16 protein-coding genes are annotated in these 18,788 nt (G+C 65.4%); 9 read left to right on the forward strand and 7 right to left on the reverse strand.

Annotated features, from left to right (window positions below):
• The first annotated feature begins 23 nt into the window (after positions 1-23).
• From CKW06_RS15445 to CKW06_RS15455, 3 genes are read left to right on the forward strand one after another with little or no spacing between them, the layout of a single operon-like run.
• The gene (locus tag CKW06_RS15445; RefSeq protein ID WP_005410245.1) at positions 24-680 is read left to right on the forward strand and encodes a TetR/AcrR family transcriptional regulator; all 657 of its coding nucleotides are present in this window, start codon (positions 24-26) and stop codon (positions 678-680) included.
• Entirely contained in the window at positions 680-1,948 is a 1,269-nt protein-coding gene (locus tag CKW06_RS15450; protein WP_024957239.1) for an efflux RND transporter periplasmic adaptor subunit, read from the forward strand. Before CKW06_RS15445 ends, CKW06_RS15450 begins: the two co-directional genes overlap by 1 nt.
• Before the next feature lie 15 nt (positions 1,949-1,963).
• A complete protein-coding gene (locus tag CKW06_RS15455) occupies positions 1,964-5,137 on the forward strand; it encodes a multidrug efflux RND transporter permease subunit (protein WP_024957240.1) in 3,174 nt (1,057 codons plus the stop codon).
• Between the two features lie 153 nt (positions 5,138-5,290).
• Here the strand turns inward: CKW06_RS15455 and CKW06_RS15460 are convergent, their stop codons facing one another.
• Entirely contained in the window at positions 5,291-5,653 is a 363-nt protein-coding gene (locus CKW06_RS15460) for a hypothetical protein (RefSeq protein ID WP_231910789.1), read from the reverse strand.
• Positions 5,654-5,861: 208 nt separating this feature from the next.
• Between CKW06_RS15460 and CKW06_RS15465 the strand changes: the two genes are divergently transcribed.
• Entirely contained in the window at positions 5,862-6,779 is a 918-nt protein-coding gene (locus CKW06_RS15465; protein ID WP_024957242.1) for a hypothetical protein, read from the forward strand.
• A 45-nt stretch (positions 6,780-6,824) separates the two neighbouring features.
• Here CKW06_RS15465 and CKW06_RS15470 read toward each other — a convergent pair whose 3' ends face one another.
• Entirely contained in the window at positions 6,825-7,973 is a 1,149-nt protein-coding gene (locus CKW06_RS15470) for an acyl-CoA dehydrogenase family protein (protein ID WP_024957243.1), read from the reverse strand.
• Between the two features lie 153 nt (positions 7,974-8,126).
• On the opposite strand from CKW06_RS15470, the gene CKW06_RS15475 reads away from it, so the two are divergent.
• The 4 genes from CKW06_RS15475 (at position 8,127) to CKW06_RS15490 (ending at position 14,176) form a co-directional block, all read left to right on the forward strand.
• Complete coding sequence (locus tag CKW06_RS15475; protein WP_005410251.1) at positions 8,127-9,056, forward strand: ArsR/SmtB family transcription factor; 930 nt, start codon at positions 8,127-8,129, stop codon at positions 9,054-9,056.
• A 13-nt stretch (positions 9,057-9,069) separates the two neighbouring features.
• The gene (locus CKW06_RS15480) at positions 9,070-10,161 is read left to right on the forward strand and encodes a homocysteine S-methyltransferase family protein (RefSeq protein ID WP_024957244.1); all 1,092 of its coding nucleotides are present in this window, start codon (positions 9,070-9,072) and stop codon (positions 10,159-10,161) included.
• Between the two features lie 57 nt (positions 10,162-10,218).
• On the forward strand, positions 10,219-12,903 hold the full coding sequence (gene metH / locus CKW06_RS15485; RefSeq protein ID WP_024957245.1) for a methionine synthase: 2,685 nt from the start codon (positions 10,219-10,221) through the stop codon (positions 12,901-12,903).
• A gap of 85 nt (positions 12,904-12,988) precedes the next feature.
• The gene (locus tag CKW06_RS15490) at positions 12,989-14,176 is read left to right on the forward strand and encodes an MFS transporter (RefSeq protein WP_024957246.1); all 1,188 of its coding nucleotides are present in this window, start codon (positions 12,989-12,991) and stop codon (positions 14,174-14,176) included.
• Positions 14,177-14,224: 48 nt separating this feature from the next.
• Here CKW06_RS15490 and CKW06_RS15495 read toward each other — a convergent pair whose 3' ends face one another.
• The 5 genes from CKW06_RS15495 to CKW06_RS15515 form a co-directional block, all read right to left on the reverse strand.
• Positions 14,225-14,905 carry a DUF2058 domain-containing protein gene (locus CKW06_RS15495; RefSeq protein ID WP_024957247.1) on the reverse strand — a complete coding sequence of 227 codons (681 nt, stop codon included), beginning with the start codon at positions 14,903-14,905 and terminating at the stop codon, positions 14,225-14,227.
• 10 nt (positions 14,906-14,915) lie between these two features.
• Positions 14,916-15,158 carry a SlyX family protein gene (locus CKW06_RS15500; RefSeq protein WP_005410256.1) on the reverse strand — a complete coding sequence of 81 codons (243 nt, stop codon included), beginning with the start codon at positions 15,156-15,158 and terminating at the stop codon, positions 14,916-14,918.
• A complete protein-coding gene (locus tag CKW06_RS15505) occupies positions 15,151-16,500 on the reverse strand; it encodes a UDP-glucose dehydrogenase family protein (protein ID WP_005410257.1) in 1,350 nt (449 codons plus the stop codon). Before CKW06_RS15505 ends, CKW06_RS15500 begins: the two co-directional genes overlap by 8 nt.
• Before the next feature lie 23 nt (positions 16,501-16,523).
• Positions 16,524-17,501 carry an FKBP-type peptidyl-prolyl cis-trans isomerase N-terminal domain-containing protein gene (locus CKW06_RS15510; protein ID WP_005410258.1) on the reverse strand — a complete coding sequence of 326 codons (978 nt, stop codon included), beginning with the start codon at positions 17,499-17,501 and terminating at the stop codon, positions 16,524-16,526.
• Positions 17,502-17,597: 96 nt separating this feature from the next.
• Positions 17,598-18,185: a glutathione peroxidase gene (locus tag CKW06_RS15515; protein WP_005410259.1), complete on the reverse strand. Its 588-nt coding sequence runs from the start codon at positions 18,183-18,185 to the stop codon at positions 17,598-17,600.
• Positions 18,186-18,551: 366 nt separating this feature from the next.
• Here CKW06_RS15515 and CKW06_RS15520 point away from each other — a divergent pair, with 366 nt between their 5' ends.
• On the forward strand, positions 18,552-18,788 hold the full coding sequence (locus CKW06_RS15520; protein ID WP_005410260.1) for a hypothetical protein: 237 nt from the start codon (positions 18,552-18,554) through the stop codon (positions 18,786-18,788).

Consider the following 18,788-nt stretch of genomic DNA (forward strand, 5'->3'; position numbering starts at 1 on the left):
AACTGGACGGTATAGTCCACCGCGTGAACCCGGCCTACCTCCCCGTTGCCCTCGATGCACGCGATGAGCGTGTGTTCGACGCCGTACGCGAACTGCTGGCCCAGCAGGGCATGCAGATGAGCATGGAGGCGGTGGCCCAGCACGCCGGCTGCTCCAAGCAGACCCTGTACTCGCGCTACGGCAGCAAGCAGGAACTGCTGCGCCGGGTGATGCAGCGCCACGTCGGCCACGCTACCGGCGCCATGGTTCGTGCACTCCGCACTGACGACCTGCGTGCCAGCCTGCTCCAGTTCGCCACCGACTTCCTGGAGCACTTCAACCAACCGCACGTGGGCCAGGCCTGCCGGCTGATCGCCGCCGACGCGGCCCAGTTTCCCGAAGAGGCGCGTACGCTGTACCGGCACGGAGCCGGCGCACTGACGCTTCATCTTGCTGAATGGATTGAAACCGTTTGCATGCGTGGCCAGCTCCGGCATGACGACCCGCACTTCATGGCCGAACTGCTGCTGAGCATGATTGCCGGTCAGGATTTCGACAAACAGCGTTTCCATACCCCCCATCGTGATGACGCGCGGCTGCGTCGGCGCTGGGCAGAGTTCTCCGTCGACAGCTTCCTGCGCGCCTTCGCGCCTCAGCCGTCGCCGGCCCCGTCTTCAAACCAACCCCGGAGTTCCTCCTGATGACCGCCCCACTCCGCACCCTTGCCTTGACGTGCGCCGTTGCTGTCGCGCTGGCTGCCTGCAAGAAGCCGGAACAGCAGACGCCCCCGCCGCCGGAGGTGGGCGTGATCGACGCCAAGCCGCAGACCCTGCCGCTGCAGCGCGAGCTGGTCGGTCGCCTGTCGCCGTTCCGCAGCGCCGACGTGCGTGCGCGCGTGCCGGGCGTGCTGCTCAAGCGCGTCTACCAGGAAGGCTCGCAGGTCAAGCAGGGCCAGACCCTGTTCCTGATCGACCCGGCGCCGCTGCGTGCCTCGCTCAACGCCTCCGAAGCACAGCTGGCGTCGGCCCGCGCGACCTACGCCAACGCCAAGGTGGCCGCCGACCGTGCACGTTCGCTGGCGCCGCAGCAGTTTGTCTCCAAGTCCGACCTGGACAACGCTGAATCGGCCGAGCGTACCGCGCTGGCGGCGGTCAAGCAGGCCGAAGCAGCAGTGACTTCCTCGCGCATCAGCCTGGGCTACACCGAAGTAACCGCACCGATCAGCGGCGTGGCCAACAAGCAGCAGGTCACCGAAGGCGCGCTGGTCGGCCAGGGCGATGTGACCCTGCTGACCACCGTCGACCAGCTCGACCCGCTGTACGTGAACTTCTCGCTGAGCGTGGACGAGCTGACCCAGCTGCGCGCGCAACAGGCCAAGGGCGCGCTGGCGCTGTCGGGCGACGGCAAGGCCACGGTGAACGTCAAGCTGGCCGATGGCAGCACCTACAGCGAGCCGGGCACCCTGGACTTCTCCTCGACCACGGTCGACCCGGCCACCGGTGCGGTGTCGTTGCGCGCGTTGCTGCCGAACCCACAGCAGATCCTGCTGCCGGGCGCCTTCGTCAGCTTCCAGGCCAACCTGGGCGAACGCAACAATGCCTTCCTGGTACCGCAGCAGGCCCTGCTGCGCGACACCACCGGCGGCTACGTGATGGTGGTCGGCGCCGACGGCAAGGTCGTGCGCAAGAACGTGAAGACCGATGGCGCGCAGAACGGCAACTGGCTGGTCAGCGACGGCCTGGCCGCCGGCGACAAGGTGATCGTGGCCGGCGTGCAGAAGGTCAAGGAAGGTGCACCGGCGGTGGCCAAGCCGTGGAGCCCGGGGCAGGACGCCAACGGCAAGCCGGCCGCAGGCGGCGCCGCTCCGGCGGGCACCGCACCGGCTGCTGGCAAGGCACCGGCCGACGCGGCCAAGCCCGAGCAGGCCGATGCGGCCAAGCCGGCCGCCACCGATTCGAACAAGCAGTAACGGGAACCTTCCGTCATGCCTAAATTTTTCATCGAACATCCAGTCTTCGCCTGGGTGGTGGCGATCCTGATCTCGCTCAGCGGCGTGATCGCGATCCTCAACCTGGGCGTGGAGTCCTATCCCAACATCGCCCCGCCGCAGGTCACCGTCTCGGCCACCTACCCGGGCGCCAGTGCCGACACCACGGAAAAATCGGTCACCCAGGTGATCGAGCAGCAGCTGACCGGTATCGATCACCTGCTGTACTTCAGCTCTTCCTCGTCGTCCAACGGCCGTGCGCAGATCACCCTGACCTTCGAGACGGGTACCGATCCGGACATCGCCCAGGTGCAGGTGCAGAACAAGGTCTCGCTGGCCACGCCACGACTGCCTTCGGAAGTGACCCAGCAGGGCGTGGTGGTGGCCAAGGCCAACGCCGGCTTCCTGATGATGGTGGCGCTGCAGTCCGATACCCCGACCATCAACCGTGATGCGCTGAACGACATCGTTGGTTCGCGCGTGCTCGACCAGGTCTCGCGTATCCCCGGCGTCGGCAGCACCCAGCAGTTCGGTTCCGAGTACGCCATGAACATCTGGCTGAACCCGGAAAAGATGCAGGGTTATGGCCTGTCGGCCAGCCAGGTGCTGGCTGCGGTGCGCGCGCAGAACGTGCAGTTCGCCGCCGGTGCGCTTGGCTCGGATCCGTCGCCGGAAGGCCAGCACTTCACCGCCACGGTCTCGGCCGAAGGCCGCTTCAGTTCGCCGCAGGAGTTCGAGAACATCATCCTGCGCGCCAACGCTGACGGCTCGCGGGTGCTGTTGAAGGACATCGCCCGCGTTGCCTTCGGTGCCAACAACTACGGTTTCGACACCCAGTACAACGGCAAGCCGACCGGTGCCTTCGCCATCCAGCTGCTGCCGGGCGCCAACGCCCTGAACGTGGCCGAGGCGGTGCGCGCCAAGATGGACGAGCTGCAGCCCAGCTTCCCGGCCGGCGTGACCTGGTTCTCGCCGTACGACAGCACCACCTTCGTCAAGATCTCGATCCAGGAAGTGGTCAAGACGCTGTTTGAAGCAGTGTTCCTGGTGTTCCTGGTGATGCTGATCTTCCTGCAGAACTTCCGCGCCACGCTGATCCCGACCCTGGTCATCCCGGTGGCGCTGCTCGGTACCTTCCTGGGCATGTGGATGATCGGCTTCACGATCAACCAGCTGACCCTGTTCGCGATGGTGCTGGCGATCGGCATCGTGGTCGATGACGCGATCGTGGTGATCGAGAACGTCGAACGCATCATGACCGAGGAAGGCCTGGCGCCGAAGCCGGCCACGCAGAAGGCGATGACCCAGATCACCGGCGCGGTGGTGGCGATCACCGTCGTGCTGGCTGCGGTGTTCATCCCGTCCGCCCTGCAGGGCGGCGCCGCCGGTGAGATCTACAAGCAGTTCGCCCTGACCATCGCCATTTCGATGGCGTTCTCGGCGTTCCTGGCGCTGGGCTTCACCCCGGCGCTGTGCGCGACCTTCCTGAAGCCGACGCACAACGACAATCCGAACATCGTCTACCGCACCTTCAACAAGTACTACGACAAGATCAGCCACACCTATGTCGGCCACATCACCTCGGCGGTGCGCCATGCGCCGCGCTGGATGATCCTGTTCGTGGTGCTCACCGCACTGTGCGGCTTCCTGTTCACCCGCATGCCGGGCAGCTTCCTGCCGGAAGAAGACCAGGGCTATGCGCTGGCGATCGTGCAGCTGCCGCCGGGCTCGACCAATGGCCAGACCAACGAAGTGTTCGCGCAGATGCGTGGCATCCTGGAAAAGCAGGATGGCTATGAAGGCATGCTGCAGGTGGCCGGCTTCAGCTTCGTCGGTTCCGGTGAGAACGTGGGCATGGGCTTCATCCGCCTGAAGCCGTGGGAGGAACGCAAGTTCACTGCGCCCGAGTTCATCCAGAACATGAACGGCGCGTTCTATGGCATCAAGGAAGCGCAGATCTTCGTGGTCAACCTGCCCACCGTGCAGGGCCTTGGCCAGTTCGGCGGCTTCGACATGTGGCTGCAGGACCGCAGCGGTGCCGGTTACGAGCAGCTGACGCAGGCCCGCAACATCCTGCTCGGCCAGGCCGCGCAGAAGCCGGACCACCTGGTCGGCGTGCGCCCGAACGGCCTGGAAAACGCGCCGCAGCTGCAGCTGCATGTGGACCGCGTGCAGGCGCAGTCGATGGGCATGTCGGTGTCGGACGTGTACAGCACCATCCAGCTGATGCTGGCCCCGGTGTACGTCAACGACTTCTTCTACGAAGGCCGCATCAAGCGCGTGACCATGCAGGCCGATGGTCCGTACCGCACCGGCCAGGAATCGCTGAAGAGCTTCTACAGCCCCTCCAGCCTGACCAAGAACGCCGATGGCACCAATTCGATGATCCCGCTGAACACGGTGGTCAAGTCCGAATGGGTGTCGGCACCGCCGTCGCTGAGCCGCTATAACGGCTACTCGGCGATCAACATCGTCGGCTCGCAGGCCCCGGGTACCAGCTCGGGCGAGGCGATGCAGACCATGGAGAGCATCGTCAACGACGATCTGCCGGCCGGCTTCGGCTACGACTGGTCGGGCATGTCCTACCAGGAAATCCTGGCTGGCAACGCGGCGACGCTGCTGCTGGTGCTGTCGATCGTAGTGGTGTTCCTGTGCCTGGCCGCGCTGTATGAGAGCTGGTCGATCCCGGTGGCGGTGCTGCTGGTGGTGCCGCTGGGTGTGCTCGGTGCCCTCGGCCTGTCGATGCTGCGCGGCCTGCCAAACGATCTGTTCTTCAAGATCGGCCTGATCACCGTGATCGGCCTTGCGGCGAAGAACGCGATCCTGATCGTGGAGTTCGCGGTGGAGCAGCGCGCCGCCGGCAAGAACCTGCGCGATGCCACCATCGAAGCGGCCCGCCTGCGTTTCCGCCCGATCCTGATGACCTCGTTCGCGTTCATCATGGGCGTGATCCCGATGGCGATCTCCACCGGCGCGGGCGCCAACTCCCGCCACGCCATCGGTACCGGCGTGATCGGCGGCATGCTGTTCGCCACCCTGCTCGGCCTGTTGATGATCCCGGTGTTCTTCGTGGTCGTGCGCCGCATGCTGGGCGACAAGCTGGATGAACCGTCCAAGGAGTTCATGGAACGCCAGCGCGACGCGGATGCAGCACACCGTCCGGATCGTTGATCCAGCGGTGAACTGAAACGAGAAAGGCCCCGGAGCGATCCGGGGCCTTTGTTGTTGCCGCTTCTGGATCCATGCCGCCCCAGGTTGGCATCTACCGGGGCAACGGCATACCCGGTAGTCGCCAACCTTGGTGGGCGCTGTCCGGGCAGCGTCTCAGCGCAACACTGCGATCACCACGCATGCCGCCACAATCGCCAGTGCAGGCCATTGCATCGGCAGGAAGAAGAAGTGATGCGGAGCATGCTGCCCAGGTGCACGCGGCTTTCGATTGAGCACGAAACCCAGCACCGTGTTGATTGCCGAGCCAAGGCCGAACGCCAGCAGGACCTGGCTGAGTGAAGTATTGCCGCGACCCACCGCTGGATCCGGGAACAGGATGAGGATGAGCAGCACGGCAGCGATCGGTGTGAGCAGGGTCAGCAGCCCTGCGCCTTGATAGATGAGCATGTGGTGGCGTCCATGAACGGTGGAGCATTCTGCGACCAAGGAGCGGGAATGCCAATGGATCGTTGGCATGTCGCCTGCCCGGAGACCGGTCGCATACGGCCTGTACTGAAAAGTCCCTTCCACTGCTGCGCCGACAATGAGGCGCTCAAGGCGTCTACCGGTTTCGCATAAGGCCCCCGCTTTGGATTCCTGGGCGCGCAGAAGTGCGGCACGCCCGGATCGTTGCTATCCAGATGCCTCCACGGCAATCGATCCGATGCCGCCCAGGAGACAGTTCATGGAAAGAGCAACACTACGACGCTTCAGCCGCCCCGCCCTTCTGCTTGGCGCGCTCTTCGCGGCCAGCAGCGTCCAAGACGCACATGCGGCAGGCGTCCTCGTCTGCGACAACTGTCGCGATCCACGCGCACTGGCGCTTTACTCGGGCACGGGGCCCACCATCGTCGTCGACTTCCAGCAGCGCCGGCTCCATGGCTTCGATGTGGAATACGATCGCGAGCTGCGTCGGTATCGCGCCACCAGGGCGCAGATTCCCGAGCCAATCAACGCATCCTTCAATCGGATCATGGGGATGCTCGACAACAACGTGCCAACCGTACAGTTCGCGCCGCGGCAGTGGGCCGGAAGAGGAGTCCAGTACGAGGTTCATCCTGATGACCCGCAATACGCCAACGGCATAGGCTTCCCGGAAGAGCACAAGAACCTCAACGCCTACGATGTCGTGCAGATGGCAACCGAGCGATTCAGGCTGGAGAGCGCCATGGGCAAGGCATTCACTGGCGCCACGACATCGTCGAGGGCCTGGAACAGCATGGCGACATTCCTGTCCTCGATCGGCCTGAGCTTCGTCAGCAAGGCCCTCGGAATCGACGGTGCAATCTACAGGATCACCTGGCGCGATGGCTCGAAGACTACGCTGGCCATCGTCTCTTCGTCAGTGGACACCGCCAGATACGTGCAAGGCCAGAGCAAGGACGCCAATGGCAACATGATTCCCGACGGCGCGGCAACCAGCCCCGGCCTGGCCCAACACTTCGCCGGCACCTACAACTTCAACAGCCGGGACGATCTGGATCGATGGATCGACTCCGGTCGCCTCTATGGGGTGAACATGTTCCCCGGTGCTCCACCTGAGTCGCTGCAGATCGTCTGTGAATGGAACGGAACGGATATCGTTTGCCGATTGCCACGTTGATCGCATAAGGGAAACGGGGCGGCAATCGCCGCCCCGTCGCGTCCATCAGCGCAACCCGGTCTCGTTGCGCGCGATCACCAGGCGCTGGATCTCCGAGGTGCCCTCGTAGATCTCGGTGATCTTGGCATCACGGAAGTAACGCTCCAGCGGCATCTCCTTCGAGTACCCCATGCCGCCGTGGATCTGCACCGCCTGGTGGGTGATCCACATCGCTGCTTCCGAAGCGGTCAGTTTGGCCACCGCTGCTTCGGTGCTGAAACGCTTGCCCTGGCCCTTCACCCACGCGGCACGCAGGGTCAGCAGCAGCGCTGCGTCCAGCTTGCACTTCATGTCGGCGATCTTGGCCTGGGTCATCTGGAAGGTGCCGATGGCCGCGCCGAACGCCTTGCGCTCCTTCACGTACTCCAGGGTCGCCTCATAGGCGGCGCGGGCGATGCCGATGGCCTGCGAAGCGATGCCGATGCGGCCGGCATCGAGCACGCTCATGGCGATCTTGAAGCCCTCGCCTTCCTGGCCCAGCACGTCTTCGGCCTGCGCCACGTAATCGTTGAACTCGATCTCGCAGGTGGCCGAAGCGCGGATGCCCAGCTTCGGCTCGGTCTTCCCGCGACCGAAGCCCGCCTTGTCGGTATCGATGATGAAGGCGGTGATGCCGCGCGCGCCCTTGTCCGGCTCGCTCATCGCGAACAGCACGATGTACCTGGCCACCGGGCCGGAGGTGATCCAGCTCTTCTTGCCGTTGATGACGAAGGTGCCGTCGGCCTGCTTCACCGCGCGGCAGCGCATGGCGGTGGCATCGGAGCCGGACTGCGGCTCGGTCAGCGCGAACGCGCCGATGGCCTCGCCCTCGGCGATGGCACGCACGTAGGTCTGCTTCTGCTGCTCGGTACCGTGGGTGAGGATGCCGTTGCAGAACAGCGAGTTGTTGACCGACATGATGGTCGAATGGGCTGCGTCGGCGGCGGCGACCTCCACCATCGCCAGCACGTACGCAACCGGGTCCATGCCCGCGCCACCGTATTCGGTCGGCACTTCGATGCCCATCAGGCCGTTCTCGCCCAGCAGGCGGATGTTGTCGAGCGGGAACTCGCCGGTACGGTCATGGTGCTCCGCGCTCGGGGCGATCTTCTCCTGCGCGATGCGCCGCGCAACGTCCTGCAGCATCAACTGCTCTTCGGTAAAGCTGAAATCCACAACACCCTCCCGGGTACATGAAGTTATGGGCTACATACGGCGCGCCCAGGTGTCCCGATTGTACCGGGGCCCGGCTGTTTCCGTACGCTGGCGACTTGACCGCGACGGGCCCTTTCAGCGAATATATCTCTATATCGCGATAGGTAGATATTTATGGATCTTGAAGACTGGTCGACCCGCCTGAAGGTGTTCGCCGATGCGACCCGCGTGCGCCTGCTGGCGCTGCTGGAGCAGGAGGAACTGACCGTGGCCGAACTGTCGGCGATCACCCGGCTGGCACAGCCACGCGTGTCCACCCACCTGGCGCGCCTGAAGGAAGCCGGCCTGGTCCGCGACCGCCGTGCCGGCGTATCGGCCTATTACCGCTTCGACGAGGCCCAGCTGGACCCGGCGCAGCGTGCATTGTGGCATGCCTTGAGCAACGGAAGCGATGACCCGCTGCTGCGCCAGGACGCTGAACGCGTCGCTGCCGTGCTGGCCCACCGCGCCTCCGACCAGAACTGGGCCGACAGCGTGGCCGGCGACATGGAACGCCACTACTCCCCGGGGCGCACCTGGGAAGCCCTCGCCCGCACCGCGCTGCCGCTGCTGGAGACCGGCGACGTGCTGGACATCGCCTCTGGTGACGGCGTGCTGGCCGAACTGGTGGCCCCGCATGCCAAGCGCTACATCTGCATCGACACCAGCGCGCGCGTGGTCGCCGCCGCCAGCGAGCGCCTGCGCCGTCTGCCCAACGTGGAAGTGCGCGAGGGCGACATGCATGCGCTGCCCTTCAAGGACAACAGTTTCGATCTGGTAGTGCTGATGCACGCGCTGACCTACGCCAGCAAGCCGGCGCAGGCGGTGACCGAAGGCGCGCGCGTGCTGCGCCCGGGCGGGCGCCTGCTGCTGTGCAGCCTGGCCCGCCATGAACACAAGGCCGCGGTGGAGGCCTACGGCCACGTCAACCTCGGCTTCAGCGACAAGGAGCTGCGCAGGTTCGTCGACAAGGCCGGCCTGCAGGTGTCCAGCCTGGAGACGGTCACCCGCGAGAAGCGTCCGCCGCACTTCGAAGTGATTTCGCTGATCGCCCACAAACCCTGAGCCCGAGAACGCCATGCCTGCCCTGCCCTGGTTGCATCCTGAGCGTGCCAACGCCCTGCTCGACGCCCTGCGCGAGCGGATCCTGATCATCGACGGTGCGATGGGAACGATGATCCAGCGCCACGGCCTGCAGGAAGACGATTACCGTGGCGAACGCTTCGCCGGCGGTTACGACCATGCACATGGCCCGGGCTGCGACCACGCGGCACCGGAGGGCCATGACCTGAAGGGCAACAATGATCTGCTGCTGCTGACCCGGCCGCAGATCGTCGCAGACATCCACACCGCCTACCTGGAAGCGGGCGCGGACCTGGTCGAGACCAACACCTTCAATGCAACCTCGGTCAGCCAGGCCGACTACCACCTCGAACACCTGGTGTACGAGTTGAACAAGGCCGGCGCTGCGGTCGCGCGCGCCTGTTGTGACGCCGTGGCCGCAACCACCCCGGGGAAGCCGCGCTTCGTGATCGGGGTGGTCGGCCCGACCAGCCGCACCGCCTCGATCAGCCCGGACGTGAACGATCCGGGCTTCCGCAACACCAGCTTCGACGAACTGCGCGACACCTACCGCGAAGCCATCGAGGGCCTGATCGACGGCGGCGCCGACACCATCATGGTCGAGACCATCTTCGACACGCTCAACGCCAAGGCCGCGCTGTATGCGCTGGAGGAAGCGTTCGATGCGCGCGGCGCGCGGTTGCCGGTGATGATCTCCGGCACCATCACCGACGCTTCCGGTCGCACCCTGTCCGGGCAGACTGCGGAAGCCTTCCATGCCTCGCTGGCGCATGCTCGGCCGCTGTCGATCGGGCTGAACTGCGCGCTGGGCGCCGATGCGATGCGACCGCACGTGGAAACCCTTGCGCAGGTCGCCGACTGCTACGTCAGCGCACACCCCAATGCCGGTCTGCCCAATGCCTTCGGCGAGTATGACGAGACGCCGGAGGACATGGCCAGCACCCTGCGAGGCTTCGCCGAAGATGGCCTGCTGAACCTGGTCGGCGGCTGCTGCGGCTCCACGCCCGACCATATCCGCGCCATTGCCGCGGCTGTGGCCGGGCTGCCGCCGCGCGCACTGCCCGGCACCCGGGAGCAGGCCGCATGAATGTCGCCGCCACCGTTCCGCACTTCCCGCCCTATTGCTGCTGAGCCGACGCCTGCCATGACGCCTGTCCGCCCTACCCGCCTGTCCGGCCTGGAACCCCTGGTCATCACCCCGGACCTGCTGTTCATCAACGTCGGCGAACGCACCAACGTGACCGGCAGTGCGCAGTTCCGCAAGCTGATCAAGGAAGGCCGCTACGAAGAAGCCGTGGACGTGGCCCGCCAGCAGGTGGCGAGCGGCGCGCAGATCCTCGACGTCAACATGGACGAGGGCCTGATCGATTCGGAAGCGGCGATGACCCGCTACCTCAACCTGATCATGTCCGAGCCGGACATCGCCCGCATCCCGGTGATGGTCGACTCCTCCAAGTGGAGCGTGATCGAGGCCGGCCTGAAGTGCCTGCAGGGCAAGAGCGTGGTCAACTCGATCTCGCTGAAGGAAGGCGAGGCGCTTTTCCGCGAACACGCGCGCAAGGTCCTGCGCTATGGCGCCGCCGCGGTGGTCATGGCCTTCGATGAAAGCGGGCAGGCCGATACGTGTGCGCGCAAGGTCGAGATCTGTACCCGCGCCTACCGCATCCTGGTCGACGAGATCGGCTTCCCGCCGCAGGACATCATCTTCGACCCGAACATCTTCGCCGTCGCCACTGGCATCGAAGAACATGACAACTATGCGGTGGACTTCATCGAAGCCACCCGCATCATCAAGCAGACGCTGCCGCACTGCCACGTCTCCGGTGGTGTCTCCAACGTCTCGTTCTCGTTCCGCGGCAACGAAACGGTGCGCCAGGCCATCCATTCGGTGTTCCTGTACCACGCCATCGCCGCCGGCATGGACATGGGCATCGTCAATGCCGGTGCCATGCCGATCTACGATGAGCTGGAGCCGGAGCTGCGTGAGCGCGTGGAGGATGTGATCCTCAACCGCCGCAGCGATGCCACCGAACGCCTGCTGGAGATCGCCGAGCGCTACAAGGGCAGGAAGGGTGCGGCGAAGACCGAAGACCTGGCCTGGCGCGACAAGCCGGTGGCGCAGCGCCTGGCGCATGCACTGGTGCACGGCCTGAATGCCTTCGTTGAGGAAGACACCGAACTGGCCCGACAGGCCTCCAGCCGCCCACTGGACGTGATCGAGGGCCCGCTGATGGACGGCATGAACATCGTCGGTGACCTGTTCGGCGCCGGCAAGATGTTCCTGCCGCAGGTGGTGAAATCCGCGCGTGTGATGAAGAAGGCCGTGGCCTACCTCCTGCCGTACATCGAGGCGGAGAAGGCGCGCAGCGGCGACACTGCCAAGAGCAACGGCAAGATCATCATGGCCACGGTGAAGGGCGATGTGCATGACATCGGCAAGAACATCGTCGGCGTGGTCCTGGCCTGCAACAACTTCGAGGTGGTCGACCTTGGCGTGATGGTGCCGGCGCAGAAGATCCTCGATGCCGCGCGCGAGCACAACGCCGACCTGATCGGCCTGTCCGGTCTGATCACTCCCTCGCTGGAGGAGATGAGCCACGTCGCCCGCGAGATGGAGCGCCAGGGTTTCAATCTGCCGCTGCTGATCGGCGGCGCCACCACCTCGCGCGCGCACACCGCGTTGAAGATCGACCCGCACTACAAAGCGCCTACGGTGTGGGTGAAGGACGCCTCGCGCGCGGTCGGCGTGGCCCAGTCGCTGATCTCGCGCGACCTGCGCGAAGCCTTCGTTGCCGCCAACGAGGCCGACTATGCCGAGATCCGGGCACGGCACCGCAATCGTGGCGATGCCAAGCGCCTGGTGTCGCTGGAACATGCACGCGGGCAGAAGTTCCAGGGCGACTGGGGGAACTACACGCCGCCCGCACCGAAGCAGCCGGGCCTGCACGTCTTCGATGACTATCCGCTGGCCGAGCTGGTCGAGTACATCGACTGGACGCCGTTCTTCCAGGCCTGGGAGCTTGCCGGCAAGTTCCCGGCAATCCTCACCGACGAGATCGTCGGCAGCCAGGCCAGCGAGCTGTACCGCGATGCCCGCGCGATGCTCGACCGCATCGTCGGCGAGAAGTGGCTGACCGCCAAGGCCGTGTTCGGCCTGTGGCCGGCCAACAGCGTCGGCGACGACGTGCGCGTGCAGCACCCACAGGGCGAGACCACCCTGCACTTCCTGCGCCAGCAGGTGGACAAGCCGGCCGAGCGCCCGGATTTCTGCCTGGCCGATTTCATCGCGCCGACCGACAGCGGCAGGCAGGACTGGATCGGCGCGTTCGCGGTCACTGCCGGCATCGGCATCGATGCCCGCGTGGCGCACTTCGAAGCCGAGCATGACGACTACAACGCGATCCTGCTGAAGGCCCTGGCCGACCGCTTCGCCGAAGCCCTGGCCGAGCGCCTGCATCAGCGTGTACGTACGGAATTCTGGGGTTATGACCAGGCCGAAACGCTGGACAACGACGCCCTGATCGATGAGCAGTACCGTGGCATCCGCCCCGCTCCCGGCTATCCGGCGTGCCCCGAGCACAGCGAGAAGCGGCGCCTGTTCGATCTGCTGCGGGCCGAGGCCAACGCCGGCATGGAACTGACCGAGAGCTTTGCGATGCTTCCGACCGCCGCGGTATCGGGCTACTACTTCAGCCATCCGCAAAGCCAGTATTTCGTGGTCGGGCGCCTCAGCCGCGAGCAGGTCACCGACTACGCCCGGCGCAAGGGCGTGGAGCGCGCCCAGGCCGAGCGCTGGCTGGCCTCCAACCTCGACTACGATCCCGAATGACCCGAAAAGGGGACGGAGGGGATCAAGTCGCTTATGCACAAACGACTTGATCCCCTCCGTCCCCTTTTTGCCTCATCATTCCCCGATGACCGTTCCCGTTGCCCGCCTCTCCAGCTTCTACCTGTTCTATTACGCGGCGCTGGGCGCGTTCACTCCGTACTGGAGCCTGTTCCTCACTGCACGCGGGATGAGCGTGACCGCCATCAGCGTGATGATGGGGCTGTGGTATGCCACACGCGTGGTTGCACCCAGTGCCTGGACCTCGCTGGCAGCCACCTCACCGCGGCCGATCCGACTGTTGCGCATCGGCTGCGTGCTGACCCTGATCAGCTTCGCCGCATTCCTGCTGCCTCTGCCGCAGCCGTGGATGTATCCGGCGATGATCGTGTTCTGCTTCTTCTACAACGCGGTGATGCCGCAGTTCGAGTCGATCACCCTCACCCATCTCGGCAGCGACAGCCATCGCTACGGCCTGATCCGGGTCTGGGGTTCGCTTGGCTTCATCGCCATCGTCACCCTGTTCGGCTGGCTGATCGAAGGTGACGGCACCGCCGGCCGCGCCGGGCTGCTGCCCTGGATGATGCTGCCGCTGTTCGTCCTGCTGGTCGCCTCGGCCTTCAGCAACCACTACGCACGCGACATCGGCAGGACCGGCGGCGATGCCAGCGGCTTCTGGCAGATCGTGCGCCGCCCGCCGGTGCTGGCGTTCTTCCTGGCCGCTTTCATGGAGCAGCTCTCGTTCGGCCCGTACTACACCTTCTTCTCGGTCTACATGGACCACCATGGCTATCGCACATCCACGCTCGGCCTGCTCTGGACCATCGGCGTGGTGTTCGAAGTGGGCGTGTTCTTCACCATCGGCCGCTTCTTCCGCCGCTATGACGCCAGCTGGATGCTGCTGATCGCACTGGTCAGTTCCTGCCTGCGCTGGGCCGTGACCGCACTGTACCCGGAAAACCTGCCGGTGATGCTGCTGGCGCAGACCGCGCACGCGCTGGGCTTTGCCGCGTTCTTCGCCGCGGCGATGCAGATGCTGGCGATCTACTTCCCCGGACGCCTCAATGGCCATGGCCAGGGCCTGCTGTACGGTTTCTCGTCCGGTGTCGGCGGCGTGCTGGGCGCGCTCATCGCCGGCCAATTGTGGAAGATCGACGAGGGACGCACGGCCTTCCTCGCAGGTAGCGGATTCGCTCTGGTCGGCGCACTGCTGTGCTTCTTCGCGCTGAGCCTGCCGTTGATCCGTGCACGCCACAGCACTGCGCGCGTCCGGTAACGAAAACGCCGGGCAATGCCCGGCGTTTTCATCGTGCAGCAGGTGCAGTTACCAGACCAGGTCGTCCGGTACTTGGTACTGCGGGTCCGCGTAGGGATCTTCCTCGGCCGGCGCGTTCGGGTCGACCTTCAGTGCCACCGATGCGGCAAACACCGCTTCGGACTGTGCCAGCACTTCGGCGGTCACCAGCAGGTAACGGCCATTGAGCTGGACCACGCCCAGCTCACCGGCATTGAGCGCGGTCAGCTGTTCGGCGGTCACGTAGATGCGCTTGATCTTGCCGCCATACGGGAAGTGGCGAGCGATATCAGCCGCCTCGGAGTTCAGGCCCTTGTCCTTCAGCAGTTCTTCCAGCTTGGCCTTCGCCTCGCGGCGCACGCGTGCTTCTTCCTGCTTCAGGCGCTCGGTCTCGATGCGCTCTTCCTTCTCACGCTGCGCACGGATGGCATAGGCCTTGGCCAGATCCATCTCTTCGGCGCTGCGCGGCTTGCGCGGGCCCTGCTGGCCCGGGCCACGCGACTGGCCGGGCCTGCCCGGGCCACCGTGGCCATGCCCGCGACGCTCACTGGGCTTGTGCTCGCCCTTGCCAGCGCCCTGCGGCTTTCCATTGCCGTTGCCACCCTTGCCCTGCGGGCGGCCATCACGGCGGGGGCCATCATTCTTGCGCTCGGGCTTGGGCGCGGGCTTGAAGCCCAGGCCCATCAGCTGGTCGCGGAGGGTATCGCTCATAGGATTCGGATCAGTAGTGCGGCGGCGGTGGTTCGCTCGCCGGATCGGAAGAATTCAGTGCGTTGCGGACCTTGCCCAGGTCCTCCAGCAGCACACGCAGCACGTCGGCGTTGCGCATGCCCTGCATGCGGGCATCGGCCAGCGCATCGCTCAATTCGGCAAGCGCCTGTTCCTGGAAGGACACGCGCATTTCCAGTTCGACCAGGCGCGCTTCCAGCGCCTGCTCCCGTTCGGTCGGCAGCAGGTCAGACATGCAGCGAACGCCCCCGGCCAATGCCGTAGTACGCCAGGCCCGCAGCTTCCACTTCGGCCGGATCGTACAGATTGCGCCCATCGAACACCGCCGCGTCCTTCAGCTGCTCGCGCAGCTTCTGGAAGTCGGGGCTGCGGAACTGCTTCCACTCGGTGACCACCACCAGCGCATCGGCCCCTTCGAGGGCCTCATCAGCACTGCTGCAGAACACCAGGTCATCGCGCTCGCCGAAGATGCGCTGCGATTCATGCATCGCTTCCGGATCATAGGCACGCACCGTAGCACCGCCTTCCCACAGCTGCGCCAGCAGGCGACGGCTGGAGGCTTCACGCATGTCGTCGGTATTCGGCTTGAAGGCCAGGCCCCACACGGCAAAGGTCCTGCCGCGCACGCCTTCGTCCTCGCCCTTGTCGTAATGACGCTGGATGAGGGCGAACAGGTGGCCCTTCTGCGCATCGTTGACCGCTTCCACCGCGTTCAGCAGCTTCGGCTCAAGACCATGCTGCTGGGCGGTGCGGGCCAGCGCCTGCACGTCCTTGGGGAAGCAGGAGCCACCGTAGCCGGCGCCCGGGTAGATGAAGTGCCAGCCGATGCGCGGGTCCGAGCCGATACCTTGGCGGACCTGCTCGACGTCGGCACCGACGCGCTCGGCGATGTTTGCGATTTCGTTCATGAACGAAATCTTGGTCGCCAGCATCGCGTTCGCCGCGTACTTGGTCAGCTCGGCCGAGCGCACGTCCATTTCCACCACGCGGTCGTGGTTGCGGTTGAACGGCGCATACAGACGACGCATCACCGCGACCGACTCCTCGCTGGTCGCACCAATGATGATGCGGTCCGGGCGCATGCAGTCGGCGACCGCGTCGCCTTCCTTCAGGAATTCCGGGTTGGACACCACGTCAAAGGTGATGTCCGCGCCACGCGCGGCAAGTTCTTCAGCAATGGCCGCACGCACCTTGTCAGCGGTGCCCACCGGCACCGTCGACTTGTTGACCACCACGGTCGGCACGCTCATGTGCCGGCCAATGGTACGGGCCACGGCCAGTACGTACTGCAGGTCAGCGCTGCCGTCCTCGTCCGGCGGCGTGCCGACGGCGATGAACACCACCTGGCCATGCGCGATCGCGGACGCGGCATCGGTGGTGAATGCCAGCCGCGACGCGGCGTGGTTGGCCTTCACCATCGGCTCCAGGCCGGGCTCATAGATCGGGATGATGCCCTGGTTGAGGCCATCCACCTTGGCCTGGTCGATATCGACGCAGACCACCTGATGACCGACATCGGCCAGGCAGGTACCGGTCACCAGACCTACATAACCGGTACCGAAAATCGCAACGCGCATGTCCGTGCAGGCTCCGTGGTGGCTTACGGCAGGACGCCCAGCAGCTCGACGTCGAACGTCAGAGTCGCGTTCGGGCCGATCGGGCCACCCGGCGTGCCGTTCTCGCCATAAGCCAGATTGCCCGGGATCCAGAAGCGGTACTTCGAACCGACCGGCATCAGCGCAACGCCCTCGGTCCAGCCCTTGATCACCTGGTCCAGGCCGAACTCGGCCGGCTGACGACCATAGGAGCTGTCGAACACGGTGCCGTTGAGCAGCTTGCCTTCATAGTTCACGCGCACCTTGCTGCTCGGCAGCGGGCGCTCGCCGCTACCCGGGCGGATGACCTGGTACTGCAGGCCCGAGGCCGTCGTCACGACGCCCGGCTGGGTCTTGTTCCTGGCCAGGAAGGCATTGCCTTCTTCGCGGTTGGTCTGCGCAGCAGCGGCAGCCTTGGCCTGCATTTCAGCCTGCTTGCTGCCCATGAAGGCCTGGATGGTAGCGGTCGCGTCAGCTTCCGTCATCTTCGGCTGGCCCTTGGTCAGGCCGGTGCTGATCGCGTCAAACAGCGAGGCAACATCGATGTCGTCCTTCAGCTGCGCCAGCGACGGGCCCACAGAGTAGGAACCGATCATCTGCGACACCTTGACGCGGTCGACCTTCGGCGGCTGCGAACCCGGCGCCATGCCCGGCACCTGCTGGCCGCTGCGGGCCATCACGACCTGACGCAGGGCCGCGTCGGTGGCCTTGGCCTGTTCCTGGGTGATCTGCGGCTGCAGGCCTTCGAACGAACGCTCCACGGCGGTGCGCAGCGCGGCCACGTCGATCTCATCGGCGATCGGGGTGAACGACTTGGCCACGTCCAGGCCGATGGCGTAGCCGAGCTTCTGCTTGGGGGAATTCAAGGTTGCGGTCTCCTTGGCGGCTGCGGGGGCAGCCGATTGTTGCGACAGAGCGACACCTGAAGTGCCCATCGCCAGAATCAGAACCGACGCCGCGGCGCCGCGCATTCCCATCTTCATTCGCTGCATTCCTGGAAGTGTCTGGGCGCCGACGTCGGCGCGAAAAGAAGCATTGTCGCACGCATGCCGTCGATGTCGAGGCATCCGTGCCGGATATCAATGTGCGGCCGCTGCGGCCAGCGCCTTGTCGATGGCCGCGGTCAGTTGCGGATCATCCGGCGTCACCTTGCTGGCGAACTGGGCGATGACCTTGCCATCGCGGCCGACCAGGTACTTGTGGAAATTCCAGCCCGGTGCCACCCCGGTGGCCGCGGTCAACCGTTGATAGAGCGGCGTCGCCTCCGCACCGACCACGTGCACCTTCTCGAACATCGGGAACTTGACCCCGTAGGTGAGCGTGCAGAAATCCTGGATCTGCTTCTCGTCACCGGGCTCCTGGCCCTTGAAATCGTTGGACGGGAAGCCGAGCACGGCAAAACCTCGGCCGGCATAGCGCTTCTGCAGCGCCTCCAGGCCTTCGTACTGAGGGGTATAGCCGCACTTGCTTGCGGTATTGACCACCAGCAGCACCTGCCCGTGGTAGCGCTGCTGCAGGTTGACCTGCTGCTTGCTGGCCAGCGGGCGGTAGTCGAGGTCGAGAAGATCGGCCGCCAGCACCTGGGTGGAACCGGCCAGGCCGGCTACCAGCAGGGTCAGCAGGGACAGGCCGCGCAGGCGTCGCGGCATAACGGTCGGCAAGGGCATCGAGAGCAGTCCGCAGTGGCCATTCACAGGGCCGGCCGGTAGCGGCCGGAGTCGGCCGAACTATAGCACCGCCCCCCCCTTCCCCCTTGTTGCAAGGGGCGCCTGTGGCTTTGCGCGGCGTGGCGCTTTCCTGCACGACCCGCCAGCAACGGCGCAGTAATGACATAGCATGGACAACGCTGAATGGAAGGCGGGCCTGGGTCGGCCCGCGCCAGAACCTGATTTCCCTTCCGAATCAATCGGATAAACGGATATTTCAGCGATTTGACCACCCCTGCCATCAGTTGGGGACGGCAAGGGGTTGCACGTAGGCGTGCCGGTGTTATAGTTGCATACAACACCAGTCACCTGAGACAGGGGGAAGCCATGAACGCCCGGATCCGTCGCAACCTCACCGCACCCGCGGCCGCTGCTGTTTCGACCCTGATCGTGCTGGCCTGGCTGGCCACGCCCACCGCCCCCGCCTCGCCCGACAGTGCGCAGGATGCAATCGCTACACCGGCCGGGAACGCCGATTCCTCCCCCCCTCCCCCGCGTCGGCTGCACAGCTCCCTGTCCATGCCGTATTTCTCGTTCGCCCAGCCGCTGACCCCACGGAGCTGA

The sequence above is a fragment of the Stenotrophomonas maltophilia genome (genome assembly GCF_900186865.1).
In the GTDB taxonomy this organism is placed as follows: Bacteria; Pseudomonadota; Gammaproteobacteria; order Xanthomonadales; family Xanthomonadaceae; genus Stenotrophomonas; species Stenotrophomonas maltophilia.

Coding starts and splice junctions, on each gene's coding strand:
- CKW06_RS15450 (WP_024957239.1), top strand. CDS start 680: ATGACCGCCCCACTCCGCACCCTTGCCTTGACGTGCGCCGTTGCTGTC.
- CKW06_RS15455 (WP_024957240.1), top strand. CDS start 1,964: ATGCCTAAATTTTTCATCGAACATCCAGTCTTCGCCTGGGTGGTGGCG.
- CKW06_RS15460 (WP_231910789.1), bottom strand. CDS start 5,653: ATGCCAACGATCCATTGGCATTCCCGCTCCTTGGTCGCAGAATGCTCC.
- CKW06_RS15465 (WP_024957242.1), top strand. CDS start 5,862: ATGGAAAGAGCAACACTACGACGCTTCAGCCGCCCCGCCCTTCTGCTT.
- CKW06_RS15475 (WP_005410251.1), top strand. CDS start 8,127: ATGGATCTTGAAGACTGGTCGACCCGCCTGAAGGTGTTCGCCGATGCG.
- CKW06_RS15480 (WP_024957244.1), top strand. CDS start 9,070: ATGCCTGCCCTGCCCTGGTTGCATCCTGAGCGTGCCAACGCCCTGCTC.
- metH (WP_024957245.1), top strand. CDS start 10,219: ATGACGCCTGTCCGCCCTACCCGCCTGTCCGGCCTGGAACCCCTGGTC.
- CKW06_RS15490 (WP_024957246.1), top strand. CDS start 12,989: ATGACCGTTCCCGTTGCCCGCCTCTCCAGCTTCTACCTGTTCTATTAC.
- CKW06_RS15495 (WP_024957247.1), bottom strand. CDS start 14,905: ATGAGCGATACCCTCCGCGACCAGCTGATGGGCCTGGGCTTCAAGCCC.
- CKW06_RS15500 (WP_005410256.1), bottom strand. CDS start 15,158: ATGTCTGACCTGCTGCCGACCGAACGGGAGCAGGCGCTGGAAGCGCGC.
- CKW06_RS15505 (WP_005410257.1), bottom strand. CDS start 16,500: ATGCGCGTTGCGATTTTCGGTACCGGTTATGTAGGTCTGGTGACCGGT.
- CKW06_RS15510 (WP_005410258.1), bottom strand. CDS start 17,501: ATGAAGATGGGAATGCGCGGCGCCGCGGCGTCGGTTCTGATTCTGGCG.
- CKW06_RS15515 (WP_005410259.1), bottom strand. CDS start 18,185: ATGCCCTTGCCGACCGTTATGCCGCGACGCCTGCGCGGCCTGTCCCTG.
- CKW06_RS15520 (WP_005410260.1), top strand. CDS start 18,552: ATGAACGCCCGGATCCGTCGCAACCTCACCGCACCCGCGGCCGCTGCT.